This window comes from Mesorhizobium sp. M0074, assembly GCF_040322975.1.
Classification (GTDB): domain Bacteria; phylum Pseudomonadota; class Alphaproteobacteria; order Rhizobiales; family Rhizobiaceae; genus Mesorhizobium.
In genome coordinates this window covers 1-21,322 of sequence record NZ_JAMYUM010000025.1, presented here as the reverse complement: position 1 = coordinate 21,322, position 21,322 = coordinate 1, and the positions used below count along the sequence as shown (strand labels likewise).

24 protein-coding genes are annotated in these 21,322 nt (G+C 61.7%); 16 read left to right on the top strand and 8 right to left on the bottom strand.

The genetic code is table 11. The features are described from left to right. Positions 1–645 precede the first annotated feature (645 nt). Positions 646–894, bottom strand: a complete 249-nt coding sequence (locus NKJ73_RS27500; RefSeq protein ID WP_352571752.1) for a hypothetical protein — start codon at positions 892–894, stop codon at positions 646–648. Positions 895–926: 32 nt separating this feature from the next. Here NKJ73_RS27500 and NKJ73_RS27495 point away from each other — a divergent pair, with 32 nt between their 5' ends. Both NKJ73_RS27495 and NKJ73_RS27490 read left to right on the top strand, forming a co-directional pair. Beyond that, positions 927–1,613: a hypothetical protein gene (locus NKJ73_RS27495; protein ID WP_352571751.1), complete on the top strand. Its 687-nt coding sequence runs from the start codon at positions 927–929 to the stop codon at positions 1,611–1,613. A gap of 92 nt (positions 1,614–1,705) precedes the next feature. Next, positions 1,706–2,194 carry a nucleoside deaminase gene (locus tag NKJ73_RS27490; RefSeq protein ID WP_352571750.1) on the top strand — a complete coding sequence of 163 codons (489 nt, stop codon included), beginning with the start codon at positions 1,706–1,708 and terminating at the stop codon, positions 2,192–2,194. Between the two features lie 162 nt (positions 2,195–2,356). Here NKJ73_RS27490 and NKJ73_RS27485 read toward each other — a convergent pair whose 3' ends face one another. Next, a complete protein-coding gene (locus NKJ73_RS27485; protein ID WP_352571749.1) occupies positions 2,357–2,839 on the bottom strand; it encodes a MarR family winged helix-turn-helix transcriptional regulator in 483 nt (160 codons plus the stop codon). A 108-nt stretch (positions 2,840–2,947) separates the two neighbouring features. Here NKJ73_RS27485 and NKJ73_RS27480 point away from each other — a divergent pair, with 108 nt between their 5' ends. Beyond that, positions 2,948–3,352 (top strand): VOC family protein, encoded by a 405-nt coding sequence (locus NKJ73_RS27480; RefSeq protein WP_352571748.1) that lies wholly within the window; start codon positions 2,948–2,950, stop codon positions 3,350–3,352. A 152-nt stretch (positions 3,353–3,504) separates the two neighbouring features. Continuing rightward, on the top strand, positions 3,505–3,777 hold the full coding sequence (locus NKJ73_RS27475) for a hypothetical protein (RefSeq protein ID WP_352571747.1): 273 nt from the start codon (positions 3,505–3,507) through the stop codon (positions 3,775–3,777). Positions 3,778–4,006: 229 nt separating this feature from the next. On the opposite strand, the gene NKJ73_RS27470 is transcribed toward NKJ73_RS27475, so the two are convergent. The 3 genes from NKJ73_RS27470 to NKJ73_RS27460 form a co-directional block, all read right to left on the bottom strand. After that, complete coding sequence (locus NKJ73_RS27470; RefSeq protein WP_352571746.1) at positions 4,007–4,438, bottom strand: Panacea domain-containing protein; 432 nt, start codon at positions 4,436–4,438, stop codon at positions 4,007–4,009. 173 nt (positions 4,439–4,611) lie between these two features. Continuing rightward, positions 4,612–4,836 carry a hypothetical protein gene (locus tag NKJ73_RS27465; RefSeq protein ID WP_352571745.1) on the bottom strand — a complete coding sequence of 75 codons (225 nt, stop codon included), beginning with the start codon at positions 4,834–4,836 and terminating at the stop codon, positions 4,612–4,614. A gap of 102 nt (positions 4,837–4,938) precedes the next feature. After that, positions 4,939–5,835: an NAD-dependent epimerase/dehydratase family protein gene (locus tag NKJ73_RS27460; RefSeq protein ID WP_352571744.1), complete on the bottom strand. Its 897-nt coding sequence runs from the start codon at positions 5,833–5,835 to the stop codon at positions 4,939–4,941. Between the two features lie 146 nt (positions 5,836–5,981). On the opposite strand from NKJ73_RS27460, the gene NKJ73_RS27455 reads away from it, so the two are divergent. After that, complete coding sequence (locus tag NKJ73_RS27455; RefSeq protein ID WP_352571743.1) at positions 5,982–6,920, top strand: NAD(P)-dependent oxidoreductase; 939 nt, start codon at positions 5,982–5,984, stop codon at positions 6,918–6,920. Between the two features lie 747 nt (positions 6,921–7,667). On the opposite strand, the gene NKJ73_RS27450 is transcribed toward NKJ73_RS27455, so the two are convergent. Together NKJ73_RS27450 and NKJ73_RS27445 are read right to left on the bottom strand one after the other, a co-directional pair. After that, positions 7,668–8,447, bottom strand: a complete 780-nt coding sequence (locus tag NKJ73_RS27450; protein WP_023675806.1) for a FadR/GntR family transcriptional regulator — start codon at positions 8,445–8,447, stop codon at positions 7,668–7,670. 147 nt (positions 8,448–8,594) lie between these two features. Further along, the gene (locus NKJ73_RS27445; protein WP_023675805.1) at positions 8,595–9,584 is read right to left on the bottom strand and encodes a sugar-binding protein; all 990 of its coding nucleotides are present in this window, start codon (positions 9,582–9,584) and stop codon (positions 8,595–8,597) included. 426 nt (positions 9,585–10,010) lie between these two features. Here NKJ73_RS27445 and NKJ73_RS27440 point away from each other — a divergent pair, with 426 nt between their 5' ends. The 11 genes from NKJ73_RS27440 (at position 10,011) to NKJ73_RS27390 (ending at position 20,402) form a co-directional block, all read left to right on the top strand. Beyond that, positions 10,011–10,751, top strand: a complete 741-nt coding sequence (locus tag NKJ73_RS27440) for an ATP-binding cassette domain-containing protein (protein WP_023675804.1) — start codon at positions 10,011–10,013, stop codon at positions 10,749–10,751. A gap of 45 nt (positions 10,752–10,796) precedes the next feature. Then, positions 10,797–11,795, top strand: coding sequence for an ABC transporter permease (locus NKJ73_RS27435; RefSeq protein WP_352453761.1), 999 nt, complete (start codon positions 10,797–10,799; stop codon positions 11,793–11,795). Between the two features lie 315 nt (positions 11,796–12,110). Continuing rightward, on the top strand, positions 12,111–12,938 hold the full coding sequence (locus NKJ73_RS27430) for a helix-turn-helix domain-containing protein (RefSeq protein ID WP_352571742.1): 828 nt from the start codon (positions 12,111–12,113) through the stop codon (positions 12,936–12,938). Between the two features lie 108 nt (positions 12,939–13,046). Then, positions 13,047–13,490 (top strand): SRPBCC family protein, encoded by a 444-nt coding sequence (locus tag NKJ73_RS27425; protein ID WP_352571741.1) that lies wholly within the window; start codon positions 13,047–13,049, stop codon positions 13,488–13,490. Between the two features lie 33 nt (positions 13,491–13,523). Further along, positions 13,524–14,318 carry an FAD binding domain-containing protein gene (locus NKJ73_RS27420; protein WP_352571740.1) on the top strand — a complete coding sequence of 265 codons (795 nt, stop codon included), beginning with the start codon at positions 13,524–13,526 and terminating at the stop codon, positions 14,316–14,318. Positions 14,319–14,367: 49 nt separating this feature from the next. Further along, positions 14,368–14,850, top strand: a complete 483-nt coding sequence (locus NKJ73_RS27415) for a (2Fe-2S)-binding protein (RefSeq protein ID WP_352503850.1) — start codon at positions 14,368–14,370, stop codon at positions 14,848–14,850. A gap of 14 nt (positions 14,851–14,864) precedes the next feature. Next, positions 14,865–16,232, top strand: coding sequence for a xanthine dehydrogenase family protein molybdopterin-binding subunit (locus tag NKJ73_RS27410; RefSeq protein ID WP_352571739.1), 1,368 nt, complete (start codon positions 14,865–14,867; stop codon positions 16,230–16,232). 1 nt (position 16,233) lies between these two features. After that, positions 16,234–17,238 (top strand): xanthine dehydrogenase family protein molybdopterin-binding subunit, encoded by a 1,005-nt coding sequence (locus NKJ73_RS27405; RefSeq protein WP_352571738.1) that lies wholly within the window; start codon positions 16,234–16,236, stop codon positions 17,236–17,238. Between the two features lie 69 nt (positions 17,239–17,307). Next, the gene (locus tag NKJ73_RS27400) at positions 17,308–18,144 is read left to right on the top strand and encodes an AAA family ATPase (RefSeq protein WP_352571737.1); all 837 of its coding nucleotides are present in this window, start codon (positions 17,308–17,310) and stop codon (positions 18,142–18,144) included. 234 nt (positions 18,145–18,378) lie between these two features. Beyond that, positions 18,379–19,515: a vWA domain-containing protein gene (locus tag NKJ73_RS27395; protein ID WP_352571736.1), complete on the top strand. Its 1,137-nt coding sequence runs from the start codon at positions 18,379–18,381 to the stop codon at positions 19,513–19,515. After that, on the top strand, positions 19,515–20,402 hold the full coding sequence (locus NKJ73_RS27390; protein WP_352571803.1) for an amidohydrolase family protein: 888 nt from the start codon (positions 19,515–19,517) through the stop codon (positions 20,400–20,402). The genes NKJ73_RS27395 and NKJ73_RS27390 overlap by 1 nt, the downstream gene beginning before the upstream one ends. 213 nt (positions 20,403–20,615) lie before the next feature. Here the strand turns inward: NKJ73_RS27390 and NKJ73_RS27385 are convergent, their stop codons facing one another. Further along, positions 20,616–21,023 carry a carboxymuconolactone decarboxylase family protein gene (locus NKJ73_RS27385; protein ID WP_352571735.1) on the bottom strand — a complete coding sequence of 136 codons (408 nt, stop codon included), beginning with the start codon at positions 21,021–21,023 and terminating at the stop codon, positions 20,616–20,618. Positions 21,024–21,322 lie beyond the last annotated feature (299 nt).

Sequence of the window (21,322 nt, the reverse complement as noted above, 5' to 3'; positions counted from 1 at the left end):
AGCAGTAGATCTGGGAGCCCACGTGAACGCTATGAATATGTTTGGCGCCGCAAATCTTCCAAATAGGCGCAGGCCCGGACTGGCTGTACGGCTTCTCATATCCCAGACTTCATCTTCCGGGCGGTCTAGTCTGCCTAGGAACGCTTCCTTTGCGGTGTAGGGTTTTAGGCATACTGAAACTCTTTCGCCCTTAACAAATGACTCCAGGTCGCCTCGCAGAAGCCCCACGCGCGAGCCGCACTTTGGCGAAGTCCAAGGCCCTTCCATGAGAGCCTCAACATCTGGCGAATAGAACAAACCTCTTTGGACGGGATCACTTGCAATCGTCATCTCCAAAGGGAAGAGCCGACCACCATGGACGTGCCGTTTTATTGCAGCGCGAATTGACATATAAGTCAATACCGCATTATGGCAAGGGGTGTGACATTTCGACTCAATAGCTTAACGGAGAATTCCCGTCGACCTGAGAAGTTCGACAACCATGTCCACATGGTCGCGATCTATACGGTTGCACAGGATGCTGAAAATGACGCCGACAATGGCGGCTGGCGTATCGCAGACGCGTTGGTCGATAGACGATTTGTGCGAGAAGATGGACGCCATTGCGCCGAAGCCGGGCAAGCGCGGACCTTATAAAGTGCAAGCCTAAGCCGCCTCCAATGCACCGTGCAGGCGAAAGAATTTGGCTAGACTTTTCGCCGCATCCTCCGATGCGAACTTGGCCAAAACGCGGCCCGGTGCCTTTGGGTCTTCTTTATCTACAGCAACCAGGTATAGGCCGAACTGATCGAAATCAGGGTTATCCTGCCGCGCAATGTCCGCCTCATGATCTGTTATTTCGCAGATACACAAACTCTCACGGTTCGATAGAGTAGCGACTGCTTGGAACGTCATGATTCGTCTCCTTCGTGGAAGGGTGGGCACCTGTGGTTAACAAACCTACAATTTCCGTCAACAAACTTGGCGAGTACATTATCAGCAAAGGGGCGAGGCAGCGGAAAATTCTGCATGACCGCAAGTATCCAGACCCCGATTTTCAAATGGGCATGTACCATAGGGAAGCGAGCGACGCGGTTGCGTCCTACATCGCCGCTGGCGCCATCAACCCCTCTCCCTTGGATACGGTCCTTCATTCTCTTGAACAGTTGACCCCGGATAAGGTCGGGACCGCGCGACGTATTAACGCCAACATCGACGCTTTGGAACGCTTCGGCACGATGTTGGACGACATCGACCTTATGGACGGTGAGCCAGAATTAGGCGCTCACGCGCCGGCAAAGCTGACCTTCCACAGTGTCGAAATCTCCGTACGCCCTGAAATCGTGTTGCGCGCCACGATCAAGGGAAAACTCTACATTGGTGCGCTGAAGTTCCATTTTTCCAAGTCGCATCCTCACACCGCTGAATCGGCCGGCTTCGTCTCGGCGGCAGTCAACGAATATTGCCGCCTTCATGTTGTCGGCTATGGTGACGGCGTCGTTAATGCGGCGTTTTGCCAAGTCATTGACGTTGCCTCTGGGACCGTTTTCCCCGGTGTGAAGGCAACCAAACAGCGCCTCAATGACATCTCTGCGGAATGCCAGAACATCACAGCACTTTGGCCAACGATCTGATTCAAATTTCAAACTGAGACACTACCGCCTAGGTTCTTGACTTGTGTCGGCGGATTGTTCGGCACTATGGTCAAGCGGCGGAGGATCTGCCGATGCCACAACGCCCCTATGACGAGCGCCTGCTCCGTCAGGCGTTCCAAGTCGCGCGCAAGGCCCGCGATGCTGGCGAACATCCCTTTGGTTCGCTGCTCGCTGACAAGGACGGCAATGTGTTGCGCGAGCAGCCCAACGCTTACAAAGCCGGCGGCGGCGACCGCACCGCTCATGCCGAAAGGCTGCTGGCCTCGTGGGCGGGGATGAATGTCAGTCTCGAAAAGCTGGCTTCCTGCACCCTCTACACGTCGGCCGAACCTTGCGCGATGTGCTCCGGGACAATCTATTGGGCGGGCATCGGACGGGTCGTCTTTGGGCAGAGCGAACATGACCTCAAGCGGCTGACGGGTGCACATGTCGAGAATCCCACGCTCGACCTGCCCTGCAGGATCGTCTTCGAAGCCGGGCAGCGTCCGACTGAAGTCGTCGGCCCGCTGCTTGCCGATGAAGCGGCGCAACTCCAGGCCGAATTCTGGAAGGACAAGTAGGGTCAGGACTCGTTGATACAGAGGCAGAGGTGACTGCCGACGTGGACAACGACCTGAAGCAATTCCAGGAAAAGTGTGAAACGATTTTCCGCCCGGAATTGCCTCAAAACAAAAAATATAGATCGGTTCGGCGTTTCCGTGAACGACAAAACAATTTCTAATTCAAAGGCCGGTGAGCAATTTCTTAAGTAGAGCGTTAAGAGTTTCCTGCTCCGACGGCGTCAGCACGGAGATTAATTGCTCTTCCAGCGCCACCATTGGACCGATCAAATCATCTATCGCGCGCTTGCCGCCAGTCGTCAGCGCAATTTGCTTGCCGCGCCGGTCGTTGGGATCGGGGCGTCGTTCAACCAGCCCAGCGCGCTCCAGCCGATCCAGGCGGCTCGTCATGCCGCCCGAGGAGATCATTGCCGATTCGTAGAGCTGTGTAGGTGAGAGCGTATAGGGTTCACCGGCGCGCCTGAGCGGCGTGAGCACATCGAACTCACCTACATTCAGGCCAGCTTCTTTGAGCAACGGGTTCATGTGATCGCGGATAACCCGCGCGGCGGCATCAAGCAGACGGCCTACCGTTTCAACAGGTAGCAACGGAAGATCGGGGCGCTCGCGGGCCCATTCCTTAGCTGCGGCCTCGGCGCGATCCATGGCAAATATTCCCTCGGCAAAATGTATCTTGCAATCAAGATACATTGCAACTACTTACATTGCGGCAAGACAATAGCGCAGCGCGCAGCCCTGGAGAAGGAGAAATCGATGCCCAAAATGATTTTCGTGAACCTGCCTGTCCGTGACCTGTCGGCCTCGACGGCGTTCTACGTGGCGCTAGGCGGCACTGTGAACCCGCAGTTTTCGGGCGAGAAATCCACCTCGCTCATGTTCTCGGACACGATCGGGGTGATGCTGCTGACCCATGACCACTACCGCGAATTCACCACACGCCCAATCGGCGACGCACAGCGCGACAGCCAGGCAATGATCGCCCTCACTGTCGATAACCGCGACGCCGTCGATGCAACACTGACCAGCGCGGTCGCGGCGGGCGGTCGCGCCGATCCCAACCCGGCACAGGATCTTGGCTTCATGTATAACCGCCACATTGAAGACCCGGATGGCTACGTCTGGGAAATCGTATGGATGAACCCGACGGCGAACGCCTGAACGCAGGGTGTGCGCGCATCGGTCGTAGCGGGGTGTGAGCCTGGAGTCATGACAAGCAATTCGGGGCTGGCCCAGTGCCGGTTCCGCGTCAGGTGCCCCGGTCAGGTAGTGTCTCAGTTTGAAATTCAGTCTGGGTCGGTCGGATAAATCTGATGGGTCGGGTCGAACCAGAGAATTTCAAATTTGTTGACTATACGATGGCCCCACAGCCGACGCTTATTCCCAAGGCGGAAGCGGAAAACCACGTCAGCATACCGCTCGATTTCAATCATTCGGCATTGGGCTTCATCGCAAATTTCGGCCGTGTCCATGTTGTGATGCATCTTGTGGCCGGAATCGGAAGATGGTCGGTCAATTTCTCCCCAAGTCAGTTTCGCCCATTCCGCGAGCTTTGGAAGGATAAGGCCATCCCAATCGGCATCTGACCAAGCCCGAGGGACGCCCCATGACCAAGAATGTTCGCGGTCAGGCTTCTCGCATGTCCAAGTCATTTGCATAGAGAATACGGACCCAGGATCGGCACCTGTGCGAACCTGCTTCGCGTCGGAGATGCCGACGCCTAGACGAACGCCACCAACCGGGATTCTCTCCCGGAGGCGCACAGATTTTTCCTGCTCTTTGAGTTTTGCCTCTACATCCCGAGCAATGCGAGCTTCACGCTTCGACATTTTTGGAAAGCGTAGAATAGTACTCCGAAATGCGGTCAAGAGTAATTTCGGTGTTGCGACCCCTCGCGTAAGCTTCGGCCCATGGTGCTTCCATGTGCGTCAGATCGCTAAGCCATTGAGCGTCTTTGTCGCCATAAAAGTCCAGCACAAGAGCAATGGTGTCTTGCTGAACACCTCGGACATTATCGCTATTCCCGCCGGGTACGCTGTCCACTCTGAAATGGCCTCGCGTCGCTTCCCACAGCGCTCTGACTACCGGACCATTATCCCATGCTTCGATTGGCTCGGGGAACATCTGTGCATCATCCCAAACGATGGACCAAGCTTGGCTGTAGTATACCAGCTTTTGCATTTTCATGACCGTCATCGGGCCACGATGTTCCAAAATATATTGCGCTACGTCGATAGTCGATGGCATCGCCCGTTCCCCCAGAGACATAGGATTCTACCTGATTTGGTTCTCATGTGGAACCGCAAGATGGCAGCAATGGTTACCCAATGTGCTTTTTGTATGGTCCGCGCTTGCCCGGCTTAGGCGCTACGGCGTCCATCTTCTCGCAAAGGTCGTCCATTGACTAGGTCCGGTGGGCATCAGAAATTCGTCTCAGAGTAATCTACGTAGATCGACCCGATTTTCTTCCCAACGTTATCTTTCGCGTCGCTGAACCCGTCTTCGAACTCTCCGCGCTCTAAGCGGTCGGCCAACGCGCGCAAGGCATCTGCTGCCCATTTGTTTAACGTGCCTACGTTAGGGCCGGTCAGTTCCAACTCTACAGCGCACTTCAAATGCGGGCTCAATTCCTGTGCGTTTTCCATCGCCACCACCTCATGCTTTCCGCTAAGCATATAGAGGGTCGGCCCGATATGGGAAATGCATATTGCATTCCGTCAGACTTCAAACTGAGACACTACCCCCGGTCAGCTCGTCTTGACGTATTTCCGCCAGCTGTGCTCCGGCCGGAAGCCGAGCATGTCCCGCGCCTTGCGGTTGGAGAGCAGCGTCTCGTAGTCGCCAAGTTCGGCCTTGACCGGCACATCGGGGTAAAACCGCTTCAGCAGTTCGGCTGTCGGCAGGTCGGACGAGGTGTCGTCGTTGGCGGCGTTGAACACCTGATAGCCGAGCCCGTCCTTCTCGATGGCGTGCAGCGTGATCTGGCCGAGGTCGCGCGCGTCGATATAGCTCCAGGCGATGCGCTTGCGGAAACCCGGATCGGCGAACCATTTCGGAAACAGCGAATATTCATGCGGCTCGATGACGTTGCCGATGCGCAAGGCATAAATGTCGAAGCCGCTGCGCAGGGCAAAGGCGCGCGCGGTCTTCTCGTTGACGACCTTGGACAGCGCGTAGCTGTCCATCGGGTCGACGTCGTACTCCTCGTCGAGCGGAAAATGCGTCGGGTTGCGCGGCTCGTTGGCGAATACCAGCCCGTAGGTCGTTTCGCTGGAGGCGATCACCACCTTGCGGATGCCGAGTTTCACCGCGGCCTCGATGACGTTGTAGGTGCCGAGCGCGTTGATGCGGAACACCTCATTGTCGGGCGTGATCATGATGCGCGGGATCGCCGCGAAATGCACCACGGCATCGACCGGCTGCGTACGCAGCGACGGGTCGAATTCGTGCAGGCCGATATAGCTCGACAGCGCATTGAACACCTGCCCGCTGTCGGTGATGTCGGTGATCAGCGTGCGCACCTTGGGATTGTCGAGCGGCTTGGTGTCGATGTTGAGCACCTGGCAGCCCTGCTCGACCAGATACTGCACGACGTGGCGCCCGGCCTTGCCGCTGCCGCCGGTGAACATGATCCGCTTCGTCATTTTGCTCTCCCTAAGATTCATGTGTATTGTCAGACAATATCGAACTCTGCAATCGCCTGCCATGGCGTGCGGCAAAAACCCGCTTCAACAATTCGCCGGCAAGGTGCAGCGCCGTCATCCATCATTGCAAAATAGGACGAAACGACATGAACACGACTGCCGCGAGCGAAAAGATCGGCTTCATCGGGCTTGGCCTGATGGGGCACGGGATCGCGAAGAACATCGTCGACAAGGGCTATCCGCTGACGTTTCTCGGCCGCAAGAACCGCACGCCGGCGGAAGACCTGCTCGGCCGCGGTGCCAGGGAAGCGGCGACCTCGCGCGACGTCGCGGCGGCATCCGATATCGTCTTCATCTGCGTCACCGGCTCGCGCGAGGTCGAAGCCATCATCCGCGGCCCAGGCGGTCTCAAGGAAGGCCTGAAGCCGGGATCGGTTGTCGTCGACTGCTCGACCTCTGATCCCGTTTCGACGGTGGCGCTGGCCGCCGAACTCAAGGGGCTCGGCGTCGCCTATGTCGATGCCCCGCTCAGCCGCACCCCGAAAGAGGCTTGGGAAGGCACGCTCGATGCCATGGTCGGCGCGCCCGATGCGGTCTTTGCCCGGCTGAAGCCGGTGCTCGAAACCTGGGCCGGGCGTATCGTCCATATCGGCGACACCGGTGACGGCCATCGCATGAAGCTGCTCAACAATTTCATCTCGCTCGGCTACGCCGCGATCTATTCCGAGGCGCTGGCGCTGGCGCAGAAGGTCGGCATCTCGCCGCCGCGCTTCGACAGCGTCATCCGCAACGGCCGCATGGATTGCGGCTTCTACCAGACCTTCATGCGCTGGACGCTGGAAGGCGACCGCGACGCGCACAAATTCACCATCGCCAATGCCTTCAAGGACCTCACCTATCTCGAATCGATGGCGGGTGCCGCCGGCATCGCCAACCCGCTCGGCAACGCCACCAAGAACGCCTTCGCCGGCGCCTTTGCCACCGGCCCCGCCGATCAGTACGTGCCGATGCTGGCGACGCATATCGGCAAGGTCAACGGCGTCGACCTCATGCCGACCAGGGATGGCAAGAAGCAGACGATCTGAGGCTTGTGCGATACGCCCGGTACACTGCCTTCAATCGAGGCCGGCGCTGCCCCTCATCACCCTGCCGGGTACTTCTCCCCGTATAGTGACGGGGAGAAGGACGCCTTCGCCAATGATTTCGCCAACTGCCTGCGTTGCAAGCCAACTGCCTGCGTTGCAAGAACAGCCCCTTCTCCCCGTCACTATACGGGGAGAAGGTGGCGGCAGCCGGATGAGGGGCAGCACCAACCTATATGACAAATCAATAGCGCAACCGGGCAGATGACGTCGTCGGTGTTGTCGAAAAGTCGGTGCATTGCAACACGCAACGTCCGATCGAAGAGAAAGCCAGAAACAAAAAACCCGCCTCGGTGGGCGGGTCGTTGGAGCCAATTAGCACCACACCGAAATTAGTAGCATAGCTGCCGGCACAAAGCAAGAACAAAATATGCCCCCCGGTCGCACAAAGCTCAACGGTGTCGACGTCATGCCGGCCAAGGATGCGAAAAATGCAGACGATCTAAGCGCATGGGCAATGCGCACGGCGCGCTATTTTTCAATCAACGCCAGCGCCGCCCCTCATCGCCCTGCCGGGCACTTCTCCCCATATAGTGACGGGGAGAAGGACGCTTTCGCTGATGATTTCGCCAACTATTTCCATTGCAAAAGAGTGTGCCAAGATCGCGGCCAGCCCCTTCTCCCCGTCACTATACGGGGAGAAGGTGGCGGCAGCCGGATGAGGGGCGGCGCCGGACTTTGCGGTATAAATCACCGCCGCGACCGGCCGATAACGTCGTCGGTGTTGGCAAGAAGCCTGTGCACCGCGGCACGGGCTGCGGCGGGCCGCTGCAGGCGGATGTTCTTCTCGATCGCCTCGTGCAGTGCCTGCGCCCGCCGCTGATCGCTGGTCTCGCGGGTGACGAACTGGAACAAATGGTCGAGCGCCGATTCGATCAGCACGCCGAGCGGCACCAGCAGATCGTTGCCCGAGGCGCGCAGGATGGCGAGGTGAAACCGCGTGTCGGCGCGCGTGCGCTCCTGCAGATTGGTTGCCTCGCCCATCTCGCGGCAGGCCTGACTGATCTCGGCCATCTGCTCGTCGGTGCGCCGCATCGCGGCAAAGGCGCTGGCCTCCGGCTCGATGATGTGGCGGAACTCCTGCACGGTCCTGAGGAACACCTCGCGGTCCGGCGAGGTCGCATACCAGGCCAGCACGTCGCGATCGAGCAGGTTCCAGCGCTCCTTCGGCTCGACCCAGCTGCCGATTTTCGGGCGCGAGGCAAGCAGGCTCTTGGCCATCAGCATTTTTATGGCTTCGCGCACCGCCGAGCGGCTGACGTCGAAGGTCTCCGACCATTTGGCTTCGTTGGGCAGGATGGTTCCCGGCGGATAATCGCCGCGCACGATCCTCAGCCCGATTTCGTTGGCGAGCGAGGCATGCACGCTCGAGCCGGGAAAGTGTGCGGCATCGGCACGCCGAACGACGGCCGGCCGCCCAGGCTCTGCCTTGAATTTGGCGGGTCGCTTTTTTGATGTCGCGTCCGGCATTGGTATTCCCCGGCAACTGCTTGTCGAAAGCCTGAACTCAGGGCACGACAAGGCAGCGGCCTACGCTCCAAAGCAGCGTCGCCTCGTGCGTTTTGTATGGACAGTGCGAACGGGGCGCCCGTCGAAGGGCGCCCCGCAATTGCCGACCTACTTCTGGATGCAGGTGTCGACGGTGTCCTTGGTGCATTCGTCGAGGCCGGTGAACACCGGATCGGCGACCGGCTTGCCGTCGACCAGGTCGATCATCACCGAGGGCGCCTTGTAGCCCATCTCGAACGGCCGCTGGCCAACCAGCGCGGTCACCAGTCCGTCACGGGCAATCGCCACCTCGTCGCCGATCGTGTCGGCGGCGCCGATGACGAAGGCGTTGCTGGCGATCTTGTCGGCCATCGGCTTGAACAGGTCGCGGTAGGGCTGCGGAGCGCCGAACAGCGGCCAGCCGCCCATGATGCCGAAGGCGTCGAGATCGGGATTGGCGGCGAGGATGTCGGTCATCGCCTGCACGCCCTTGGCGCCGTCGTCATTGGTGAACACCGGGCAGCCGGCAACTTCCGTCCAGCCGCCTTCGCCTGCCAGCGCCGCGAGGCCGTCCTTGCCCGACAGCGCGTCACGCATGCCCTGCGCGCGGCGCAGGATGTTGTCGGCGGCCGGATTGCCTTCGATGGTGCAGATCTTGCCGCCATTCGGCTTGGCCTTCTTGATGTATTCGCCGATCTTGTGACCCATCAGGTAATTGTCGGTGCCGAGATAGGTCTTGCGCAGCGCCGCATCTTCCTTGCTGAGGTCGGCGTCGAGGGTCATGATCGGGATCGACGGATTGGCGCTTTTGATCGTCTGCGCGATCAGCGGCGCGTTCGATGGCGAAATCGCCATTGCCACCGTATCGGGCTTGCTCAGCATGTCCTGGACGATCTGGGCTTCACCGGCCTCATCCGAGGTCGACGCTGGTCCGGTGTAGAAGCACTCATATTCCGAGCTGGCGTTTTCCTTGTTCCACTTCTCGCAACCCTGGTGGATGGCCTCGAAGAATGGATTGTCCAGACCCTTCACCACGATGACGAGCTGTTTCTTGGCCATAGCCGGCCCGGCACCCAACGCCATGACGGCGGCGGCAGCGAGCAATAGTGATTTCCTCATGTCAGTCCTCCCTTTGAAACAAACGGACACGGCGTGCCCGCCACACACAGACCGACCCGGAGCAAGATGACAGAGGACGTCGCACTCGTGTCGCCAAGCCAGGTCGATAAGCATTTTCATCTTCAGTCTCAGACCGGCACCGACAGATATTGCTGGCTGCCAAATCCCTGACCGACAAACCCTCACCGATTCCTTCCGGCAACCCGGGAGATCGGCGCAAGCTCCTCCGACACTTAGCTAATATCGCCTTGTCACCGACGTCAATGCTATTTGTCCTACAAAACTGATTTTTCGAAAGAAGCCGTGGTTGACGCCAAGGTGGCTTATGCGTAAATGGGCAAAATCGCTGCCTCCGGGAGGAACTGGGGAGAGCGAAAGGCCGCGGCAGAACCGCAGGCCGCAAAGCACGGGGAGGCAAGAAGGCTGGTGGCGGTTCTCGAACTCACCAACATCTCGAAGCATTTTGGCGCCATCCAGGCGGTCAACGACGTTTCGTTGTCGATCGAGGCCGGACAGGTTGTCGGTCTGATGGGCGACAACGGCGCCGGCAAGTCGACGCTGGTCAAGATGATCGCCGGCAATTTCCCGCCGAGCCATGGCACGATGCAGATGGACGGCAAGGAGCTGATCCTGCACAAGCCGGTCGAGGCGCGCCAGCACGGCATCGAAATCGTCCATCAGGATCTGGCACTGTGCAACAATCTTACGGCCGCCGCCAACGTCTATCTCGGCCGTGAATTGCGCCGCGGCCTCGGGCCGCTTCGCATCCTCGACTATGCCGCGATGTACAAGCGTGCCGGTCAGATCTTCGCCGAGCTGAAATCCGAAACGCGCCCGCGCGACCTGGTCAAGCAAATGTCGGGCGGCCAGCGGCAGGCGGTGGCGATCGCCCGCACCATGCTTTCGCAGGCCAAGATCGTGCTGATGGACGAGCCGACGGCGGCGATCTCGGTGCGCCAGGTCGCCGAGGTGCTGAACCTGATCCGCCATTTGCGCGACCAGGGCATCGCCGTCGTGCTGATCAGCCACCGCATGCCCGACGTCTTTGACGTCGCCGACCGCGTCATCGTCATGCGGCGCGGCCGCAAGGTCGCCGACAAGACGATCGCATCGAGTTCGCCGGAGGAAGTCACCGGGCTCATCACCGGCGCCATCGAACAGGTTTGATTGACGCCTCAACCATGAGTAAAACATGAGTAAAAAAGGTCGATAATGGCAGTCACCCTTGATCAGACGATCGCGCACAAGCAGCACACCTTGCTGAGCAAGGTGTTTGCCAGCCAGACCTTCTGGGTGGTGATCGCGGTCATCCTCGCCTGCCTGTTCCTGTCGGTGGCAACGGATTCCTTCGCCACGACCAAGAACCTCTACAACATCACCCGCAACGTCACCTTCGTCGCCATCGTCGCGCTCGGCATGACCTTCGTCATCATCACCGGCGGTATCGACCTGTCGGTCGGCTCGGTGCTTTGCCTGTGCTCGATGGTGCTGGCCGTGACCATGCATGCCGGCTACGGCATCGAGATCGGCATTGGCGCTGCGATCGCGACAGCGCTGATCATCGGCGCCTTCAACGGGGTTCTGATCGCCTATCTCGGCTTTCCGCCCTTCGTGGTGACGCTCGGCATGCTGTCGATTGCGCGCAGCCTAGCCATGGTCGCCTCCAACAACACCGTCGTCTTCCAGTTCGGGCCGGATCACGACAAGCTGCTGGCGCTGGGCGGCGGCGCCTGGGTGTTCGGCATCGCCAATCCGGTGCTCTACATGATCGTGCTGGCGTTGATCACCGGCTTTGTGCTGCGCTGGACGAAATTCGGCCGGCACATCTTCGCCATCGGCGGCAACGAGCATGCGGCAACGCTGACCGGCGTTCCGGTGCGCCAGATCAAGGTCGTCGTCTACATGATCTCGGCAATGGCGGCTGGCCTTGCCGGCATCATCCAGACCGGCTGGCTGGGCGCGGTCACCACCAATCTCGGCAACGGCATGGAGCTTCAGGTGATCGCCGCCACCGTCATCGGTGGCGCCAACCTGGCCGGCGGCATGGGCACCGCCTTCGGCGCGGTCGTCGGCGCGGCGCTGATCGAGGTCATCCGCAACAGCCTCGGCCTGCTCGGCATCAATGCCTTCTGGCAAGGCGTGTTCATCGGCGGCGCCATCCTGCTGGCGGTGCTGTTCGACCGCATCCGCAATTTCAGGCGCAACGACTGACGTTCAAGCGCAGCCTCCCCCTTCTCCCCTTGTGGGAGAAGGTGTCGCCGAAGGCGACGGATGAGGGGTGCTCCAGCTTGGCATCGCCTCATTTCTTCCAACACCCCTCAACCGTCTCGGCGCTAGCGCGCCGATCCACCTTCTCCCACAGGGGGAGAAGGGGACGCGCTCCTATCGCCGAGTCTGAAAATCCGCCGCTGCGGCGCATGGCCGGCGCCCGGACGTGCACATCCGTCTTGACGCAAGCCCGAACTGAGCCGCACAATCGCTCGCAGCAGGCGAAGGGAGGCCAGTCGCCTGCGGGAGGATATACCCATGACGGAAGCGATCAGGCTCTACTGGGGCCGGTTCGGACATGTTTCTGTCCTGAACGTCGCCAGCGACTTCGTCACCCATGCCCATGTCGAGGCGCATATCATCATCTGGCTGGAAGGCACCGCCGGCGAGATGACCATCGGCCGTGAGACGGTGCGGCTTGGACCGGGCACTGCCGCCGGCATCAATTCCTTCCAGCCGCACAGCCACGCTCTGTCCCGCGACGGCACGCCCGGCCTGTTCCTCGCCTTTTACATCGATCCGGACTGGGCTCGAAAACGCCGCGAGCTGCCTTCCGCCGCGCCGCTGTTCTCCGCCCCGGCAATCACGCTCGAGCCTTGGCTGCACAAGGCAGCGGCCAACCTTCTCGATCATCTCAGCGACAATGAGAGCATCGACGACATTGCCAACTACGAGATCGAGCGCTTCATCGACAGCGTACTCGACGCCGCCGATGCCTCCGCACCGCAGACGGTGCGCGCCCGCGTCAACACCATGCAGGACTTCCGCGTCCGCAAGGCGATCCGGCTGATGAAAGCCAATGTCTGCGAGCGTATCTGCTTCGACGACGTGGCGCGCAGCGTCGGCCTGTCGCGGCCGCATTTCTTCGCCCTGTTCAAGGAACAGACCAATCTGACGCCCAACGTCTATTGGAACACGCTGCGCATGGAGGAAGCCGTGCGGCAGTTGCAGTGGTCGCAGGAGCCGCTGATCTCGGTCGCCTGCAATCTCGGCTTCACCACGCAAGGCAATTTCTCGCGCTTCTTCCGCGACCATGTCGGCGTCCCGCCGACGCTTTACCGCGAGGCGGCGCGGGCGATCAGCTGAGCGCCCGTTTTTTCAGACTAATTGATAGGCGTTCAAGACGCATTGATAAGCGCCGCCAAGTCCGCCGCCCTACCCTCCCAAGCAGCTGATTTGCAAGGGAACGATCATATGGCGAAAGTCACCATCTCCAGCGTCATCGACGCACCGGTCGAAAAGGTCTGGGCGCGCATACGCGACTTCAACGGTCTGCCGACTTGGCACCCGCGCATGGTCGAAAGCCATATCGAGGACGGCAAGGATGCCGGCACGATCGGCTGCGTGCGCAATTTCCAGCTCGCCAGCGGCGCCCGCCTCCGCGAAAAGCTGCTCGATTTCTCCGACGAGAACTTCCTCGTCAGCTACGCCATCCTGGAGACGCCGCAGCCGCTGACCAATCACAAGTCGACGCTGCAGTTGCGGCGGGTGACGGACGGCGACCGCACCTATGCCGAATGGACCGCCAGCTTCGACGCCGCTCCCGAGGAAGCCGCTAAATTGGCCGAAGGCATGGGCGCCAATGTTTTCCAGGGCGGGTTCAACGCCCTGAAGAACCACTTTGCCGGCCAGAGTTGAATGACGGACTAAGCCCGAAAAAGGGAGCGTTCCATGGCGCTTGCACTGCAGACTTTCCCAACGGTGAAGGACGCCGGCGCGGCGCTGAAAGCCGCCGGCACCCACTATCTCGGTGGCGGCACACTGGTCGTGCGCGCCGTCAATGAAGGCGACGTGTCGATCTCCGGTTTCGTCAGGTCGACCGACCCGGCGTTGTCGGCCATCAGCGTCTCCGGCGGCACGGTCCGCATCGGCGCCTCGGTGACCATGGCGGCGATCGCCCGTCACCCGGATCTGGCCACTCTTGCCCACGCCGCGCGCGCCGTCGGCGGCCCGGCGATCCGCAACATGGCGAGCGTCGGCGGCAATCTCTTCGCGCCAACGCCTTACGGCGATTTCACCGTTGCGCTGCTGGCTTTGGATGCAACTGTCAGCGCCGATGACGGCGAGCTGCCGATTGAGACATTCCTCGCAAAGCGCGAAAGCAACCACGCCATCGTCACTGCGGTCGGCTTCACGATTCCGAAGGAAGGCGGCTTTCGCTTCCTGAAAGTGTCGAGGGTCAAGCCAAAGGGCATTTCGGTGCTGAGCATCGCGACCGTGCTGGAGCACGCACCGGACGGCACCGTGTCGTCAGCGCGGATCGCGTTCGGCTGCATGGCCGACCGGCCGATCCGTGCCAGGGCGGCGGAGAAGGCCCTGATTGGCCGGGAACTCACGAGCGAGGGCATCGCACCGGCACTGGCTGTTGCCCGCGACGGCACTTCGCCGCGAACCGATCCGATCGCCAGTGCCTGGTATCGCAACGAAGTCCTGCCGGTCCATCTCGGCCGGCTGCTGCTCGCCTGAAAGACCGTGGCGCGTATGTCCGCCTGGCTGCGGCGCAAGGAGTAAAAAGATGGCAAAGGTCCCGGTTCAGTTCACGCTCAATGGTGCCGAAAAGGCCGAATTCATCGACAGCGGCACAACGCTGCTTCATGCGCTGCGCGACAAGATCGGCGACACCTCGCCGAAGGGCGGCTGCCATCAAGGCACCTGTGGCGCCTGCTCGGTCATCATCGACGGCGAGCTCAGGCTGTCCTGCCTGACGCTGGCCGAGACCTGCAACGGCGCAACCGTCACCACCACCTCGGGACTGGCGGAAGGCGGCGTGCTGCATCCGCTGCAACGCGCTTTCCTCGATGCTTTCGCCACGCAATGCGGTTTCTGCACGCCGGGCATGATCATGGCCGCCAAGGTGCTGCTCGACCAAACCCCGAACCCCAGCCGCGAGGACGTGGTCGAGGCGTTGTCGGGCAATATCTGCCGCTGCACCGGTTACGAGCCGATCATCCAGGCTGTGCTGAGCGCCGCGCGCTCCAATTCGCAGAACGCGGCTTGAGGGGAGTCAAGAAAATGGAACTCCGCAAGAGCTATTTCGCCGACCAGCGCAAGGACGATCTGCACGAGATCGGCCAGCCGCGGCCGCGATCGGATTCGCCCGGCCATGTCACCGGCAAGACCGCCTATTTCGCCGACCGCAATTTTCCCGGCATGCTGCACCTGAAGATGGTGCGCAGCCCGCATCATCACGCCCGCATCCGCAGCATCGATACGTCAGAGGCGGAAAAGCACCCCGGCGTCGTCAAGGTGCTGACCGCCAAGGATGTGCCGCACAATGTCTACACCATCCTGATCCTGATCCAGATCGGGCCGGAGGACGAGACGGTGCTGGCCGACGGCAAGGTGCGCTGGAAGGGCGAGGCCGTGGTGGCGGTGCTGGCCGAGACCGAGCGCGCCGCGCAGGAAGCCGCCGCCAAGGTCAAGGTCGATTACGAAGTGCTGCCGGCCGTCTTCGACATGGAGGAAGCGCTGAAGCCCGGCGCGCCGATCGTCAATGAGTACCATGGCCGGAATTATTACCTCTACGACAGCGGCGAATGCCGCAAGGTGCGCTTCGGCGATGTCGAGGCAAGCTTTACAGGAGCCGACCACGTGCTCGAACAGACCTACCAGTCTTCACCGATCGAGCATGCGCCGACCGAAACGACCGGCTGCATCGTCGCGCCGGAGGGCAACGACCGCTTCACCTGCTACACCAACACGCAGGCGATGTTCTTCACTCTCGATAACGCCTCGATCATCCTGCAGATGCCCGGCAACAAGTTGCATTTCGTCGGCGGCACTGTCGGCGGCGGCTTTGGCGGCAAGGTCGACGTCATCGTCGAGCCGATCGCCATCCTTGGCGCCAAAATAACAGGACGACCGGTCTGTTTTATCTACAGCCGCGAGGAAGAGATGCAGATTTCCTCGCCGCGCGCCGCCGAGAAAGTCGTCATCAAGGACGGCGTCATGAACGACGGCCGCATCGTCGCGCGCAAAGTGACCGGCTACACCGACGCCGGCGCCTATTCGCGCCATTCGCCCTACGGCGCGCAGAAGGGCGCCGGGCATTATCCCGGCCCGTATACGATCCCGAATGTCTGGATCGACACCTACTGCGTCTACACCAACCGCACCCCGTCCTCTGCGATGCGTGGCTTCGGCGTGACGATCGGCGATTTCGCGCTGGAGGTACAGATGGACAAGCTCGCCCGGCTGATCGGCATGGACCCGCTCGAATTCCGTTTCATCAACGCCTATCGCGATGGCGACATGAAAGCACATCGGCAGCCGACCGAGGGTGCTGCGCTGATCGAGTGCATGCAGGAAGCCTCGCGCGCCGCCAACTGGCCCGTGGCAGAAAAATTCATGGCGATGTCGTCTTACGCGAAGGGAGTTTGAGATGGCGATCAGGCGCGGACGCGGCGTCGCCGCGATCAACTATCCGACCGGCATGAATCTCGGCGGCGACCCGACCCAGGCGCTGGTCCATTCGACGCCGACCGGCAATTTCATGGTGACGCTGTCGAGCGTCGATCTCGGCCAGGGCATGAAGCAGATCATGGCGCAGATCTGCGCCGAGACGATCGGCGTGCCGACCGACCGCGTCGTCGTCGACACCGCCGACACCGACACCGGCCCGCATTGCATGGGCACCTTCGCCTCGCGCGGCACGCACCGCGCCGGCAATGCAGTCATCCAGGCGGCCAGGGAAGCCCGCCAGGTGATGCTGGAAGTGGCGGCCGAGGAGCTTGAAGTCAATGCGTCCGACCTCGAGACCGATGGCCAGGGCAACATCCTGGTCAAGGGCGCGCCGCAGAAATCGATCTCGATCTTCGATGTCGCGCTGTCGGCGCATTTCAAGCGCGGTCGTTCAATTTCCGGCCGCGGCATGTTTTTGATCCCCCGCTCCTATCCCGAAAAGGAAACCGGCGCGATGAAGCCGTCGACCTGCTACGCCCACGCCTGCACGGTTGCCGAGGTCGAGGTCGACGACGAGACCGGCGAGGTCACCGTGCTGACCGTGAAGAACGTCTTTGAGATCGGCCGCGCGCTGAACCCGAAAATGGTCGAGCAGCAGCTCGTCGGAGGCTCGTGGATGGGCATCAGCCATGCGCTCTACGAAACGACCGAACCCTATTATCCCAATCGCGACCATGGCGGCACCGACTTCAACCAATATCTGATGCCGGGTCCTGGGGATCTCGCTCAAACCGAGATCATCGTGCTGGAACGGCCCTCGGCGGACGGGCCGTATGGCGCCAAGGGGCCGGGCGAAATGTGCGCCAACCCGCAGATCCCGGCGGTCGCCAATGCCGTCTTCGACGCCGTCGGCGTGCGCATCGACACGCTGCCGATCACGCCGGAGCGCATCCTGCGGGCGCTGAAGGCGCAAGCCCCGAACTGAGTGCTGGAAATGCCCAAGAGAAGCGCCCGGACTTCAAGCGCAGAGACAGTCGCGACCTCGCCGGAGGCGATGGCGTCCCGCCTCGCCGCCTCGCACTATCTCGCCGATGAAAGCCTGGCCACCGCAATCTTCCTGGCGATCCGGCTGGGCAAGCCGCTGCTGCTCGAAGGCGCGCCTGGCGTCGGCAAGACCGAAGCGGCGAAGGCGATAGCCGAACTGCTCGGGCGCGATCTGGTGCGGCTGCAATGCTATGAAGGCATCGACGCCGCACATGCGCTATACGAGTGGAACTACCAGCGCCAGCTGCTCGCCATCCGCCATGCCGGCGAGCACGAGGTCGACATCTATGACGACCGTTTCCTTATCGCGCGGCCGCTGCTGCAGGTGCTGAAGGCGCCGGAAAAGCGCGTGTTGCTGGTCGACGAAATCGACCGTTCCGACCATGAATTCGAAGCGCTGCTGCTGGAATTCCTGTCCGATTTCCAGATCAGCATTCCCGAGCGCGGCACCATTCGCGCGACGGCGCAGCCGATCGTCATCCTGACCTCGAACCGCACCCGTGAACTGGCCGAAGCGCTGCGGCGGCGCTGCGTCTACCACTCGATCACCTATCCCGACGCCATTCGCGAGGCCGAGATCATCATGCTGCGCGCCGGCGACGTCGCCGAGGCCACGGCGCGCGCCGTGGCTTCCGCCGTGCGCGACATCCGCGCGCGTCCGCTGGCCAAGCCGCCAGGCATCGCCGAGGCGGTCGAATGGGCCAATGCCGCCACCATCCTCGAAAAGGGCGGCAGCCCCTGGCCGGAAGCCTTCCGCCGGGCCATTGGCGTGCTGATCAAAGACGAGGAGGACCTTTCCTGCATCGCGCCCGAGCTCGGCAAGATTGTCGAGGAGGCGCTGGCGTGATGCGCAATCGACCCGCCTCTTTCCACAATACTGGCGCTCTACGGCGCCCCCCTCTGTCCTGCCGGACATCTCCCCCTCGAGGGGGGAGATTGGCAGTCACGAATGCTTTCGCCAATCTCCAATGTTGCAGGAAGGGCGACGCCAACGAAACTGCCAATCTCCCCCCTCGTGGGGGAGATGTCCGGCAGGACAGAGGGGGGCGCGAAGGATCGCGACGCCGAAGACCTGTCAGCCATGTGTAACAAAGTCAGCTTGCCGCGCGCCGCAACCCCAATGCTCGGCTTCGGCCGGCTGCTCCGCCGCTATGGCTTTGCTGTCGCGCCGGAGCAGGTATTAGACTTCATGCAGGCCGTAACCCTGCTCGGTCCCCGTTCGATGGCCGACATCCGCGAAGCGGCCCTCGCCACGCTGGCGCCGCCGCCCGACCGCCGCGACGAATTCGAGGCGCATTTCCGGAGCCATTTCTATGGCGACGCCGCGGCGCTGGTCGAAGGCGAGGCCGACGAGGAAACCCGCATCAAGGACGATGGTGCAACGGGCGACGAAGAAATCGAGGTGGTCCGCCAGGAGCAAGGCGGCGAATTGTCTTCGGCCAGCGAACAGTTGAGCGTCCGCGAGTTCCATCGCGACAGCGACGGGCTTGCCGCCTTCCGCCGCAAGCTCGCCACCGCTTTGCCCGCGCGCCGCTCCTTCCGCACCGTACGCACGCATGCGCGCGGCAAGCTCGATCTGCGCCGCTCGCTTCGCGAAATCGTCAGCGCCGACGGCGATATCCCCTCGCCGCTGCTGCGCCGGCGGCAGGCGGTGCCGCGCAAGCTTCTCATCCTCATCGATGTATCCGGCTCGATGAAGCTCTACACCTCGGACTATCTCAAGCTGGCGCATGCGGCCGTGCAAGGCGCCGACCGGGCGGAGGTCTTCACTTTCGGCACACGGCTGACCCGCATCACCTCGCCGCTGCGCATTCGCGACCGCGACCAGGCGCTGGCCCGCGCCGCTGCCCAGGTCGACGACTGGGACGGCGGCACCCGCATGGGACCGACGCTGCTCGCGTTTCTATCGGTGCCGCGCTTCTCCGCCTTTGCACGCGGGGCGGCAATCGTCATCCTGTCGGATGCGCTGGAGCGCGGCGACCATTCCGAGCTGGAGACGGCGATACGCCGGCTGAGCGCCCGCGCCTTTCGGCTTTCGCTGGCGACGCCATTGGCCGGCGATCCGCGTTTTCGGCCGGCCACGGCAGCACTTCGCACCATCCTGCCGGTGCTCGACGATCTGGTCGACGGCTCGTCGATCGCCGGCCTCACCGAGTTCATCCTGTCGCTCGCCCGCCCCGCCCCTGCGGCCGCGGCAATCTGGAAGAGGGTTTCGTGATGCAGAAGGCGATCGACGCGCATTTCCACATCTGGCGCCAAAAGGACCAGCCATGGCTGGTCGGGCCGATGGTGCCGCGCATCTTTGGCCCTTACGAGCCGATCCGCCGCGACTATCCGATCGAGGAATTCCTCGCCGACCAGCAAGGCTCGGGCGTCGAGAAGGCGGTCTATGTCCAGACCAACTGGGCCAAGGAGGATTTCGAGAACGAGGTCGCGTTCCTGCAGAAGACCGCGGAAGAAACCGGCTGGCCGCACGCCATCGTCGGCTATGCCGACATGACCGTGGACGACGTGCGTTCCCGGATCGACCGGCTGATCAAATACCCTCTGCTGCGCGGCGTGCGCATGCAGCTGCACTGGCACGGAACGCCGGCCTTCCGCTTCGCCGCCTCGGCCGATCAGGTCATCGACCCGAAGGTGCGGGCCAATGTCGCGCGGCTCAAGGATTACGGCCTATCCTTCGACCTGCAGCTTTTCCCCGCCCAGATGAAGGATGGGCTGACGCTCGTCGGCGACAACCCCGAGACCAATTTCATCCTCACCCACGCCGGCATGCTGACCGACATGGAGCCGGAGACCACCGAGGCGTGGAAGTCCGGCCTGCGCACGCTGTCAGCGGCGCCCAACCTCTATGCAAAGCTGTCCGGCCTCGGCACCTTCGTCCACCGCAACGACCCGGCGCTGATCGGCTATATCGTCGACAACGCCATCGACATCTTCGGCAGCGACCATTTGATGTTCGGCTCGAACTTCCCGATCGAGAAGCTGTGGACCAGCCATGCCGAGCTGATCAGGGCGCACCGCGCAGCCGTAGGCAAACATGGCGCGGCCGCCGAGGCGGATATTTTCTGGAACACTGCGGCGAAGGTTTATCGGCCGGTGTAGCGCGCATCCCTTCTCCCGTTGTGGGAGAAGGTGGATCGGCGCGTAGCGCCGAGACGGATGAGGGGTGCTGGAAGAAACTTGGCGGAGAAAATCCAAGCGATTTGAAGCACTTACGTCTCCAAGGCCGCGATCCGTCCAGCACCCCTCATCCGACCGAGCTTCGCTCGGCCACCTTCTCCCACAAGGGGAGAAGGGAAGGCGCCGCGCCTCACCTCACTTCACCTCGAATTCCGGATCGACCGGGATCTGCAGCGCTGTCACCATCTGGTTGGTTTGCCCGGCCAGCCCGATGATCGAGACCAACTCGCCATGCTGCGCGTCGGTCATGCCTTTGGCCCGCGCTGCGGCGGTGTGCGAGTGGACGCAATAGGAGCAGCCATTGGCGGTCGAGACGGCGATGTAGATCATCTCCTTGGTCAGCGGATCGATGGCGCTGTCAGCGACCATCACCGCCTTGAGCTGCTCCCAGACCCGCTTCAGCGAGACCGGATCATTGGCCAGCCCACGCCAGAAATTGTTGACGAAATCGGATTTGCGCGTCGCGCGGATGTCGTCGAACACAGCCTTCACGGCGGGAATCGCCTGGACCTCGGCATCGGTCAGAAGTTTCGTCGTGGCCATGGCTTGGTCCTTTCGTTTGGATCGTTATGCGAGGTCGTTGAATCAGGTCGGGAGAAAAGGCGGCTAACCGCCTTGGATGAATCAGCAATTGACGCGCTGAGGCAAGACCGTAAGGCTGGCCGAGGCCCCTCACCTTCGTCATCCCTGGGCGAAGCAGGAGCGAAGCTCCGTCGCGGAGACCCTGGGATCCATGCCGTGACCTTAGCCGAAGCGTGATAGTGTGCTGAAGGTTCTGCAAAAAGTTTTGGAGAGAGAACGGCGCCTGCTCTGAGGGGCGAGCGGCCATGGCACGGTGGTGA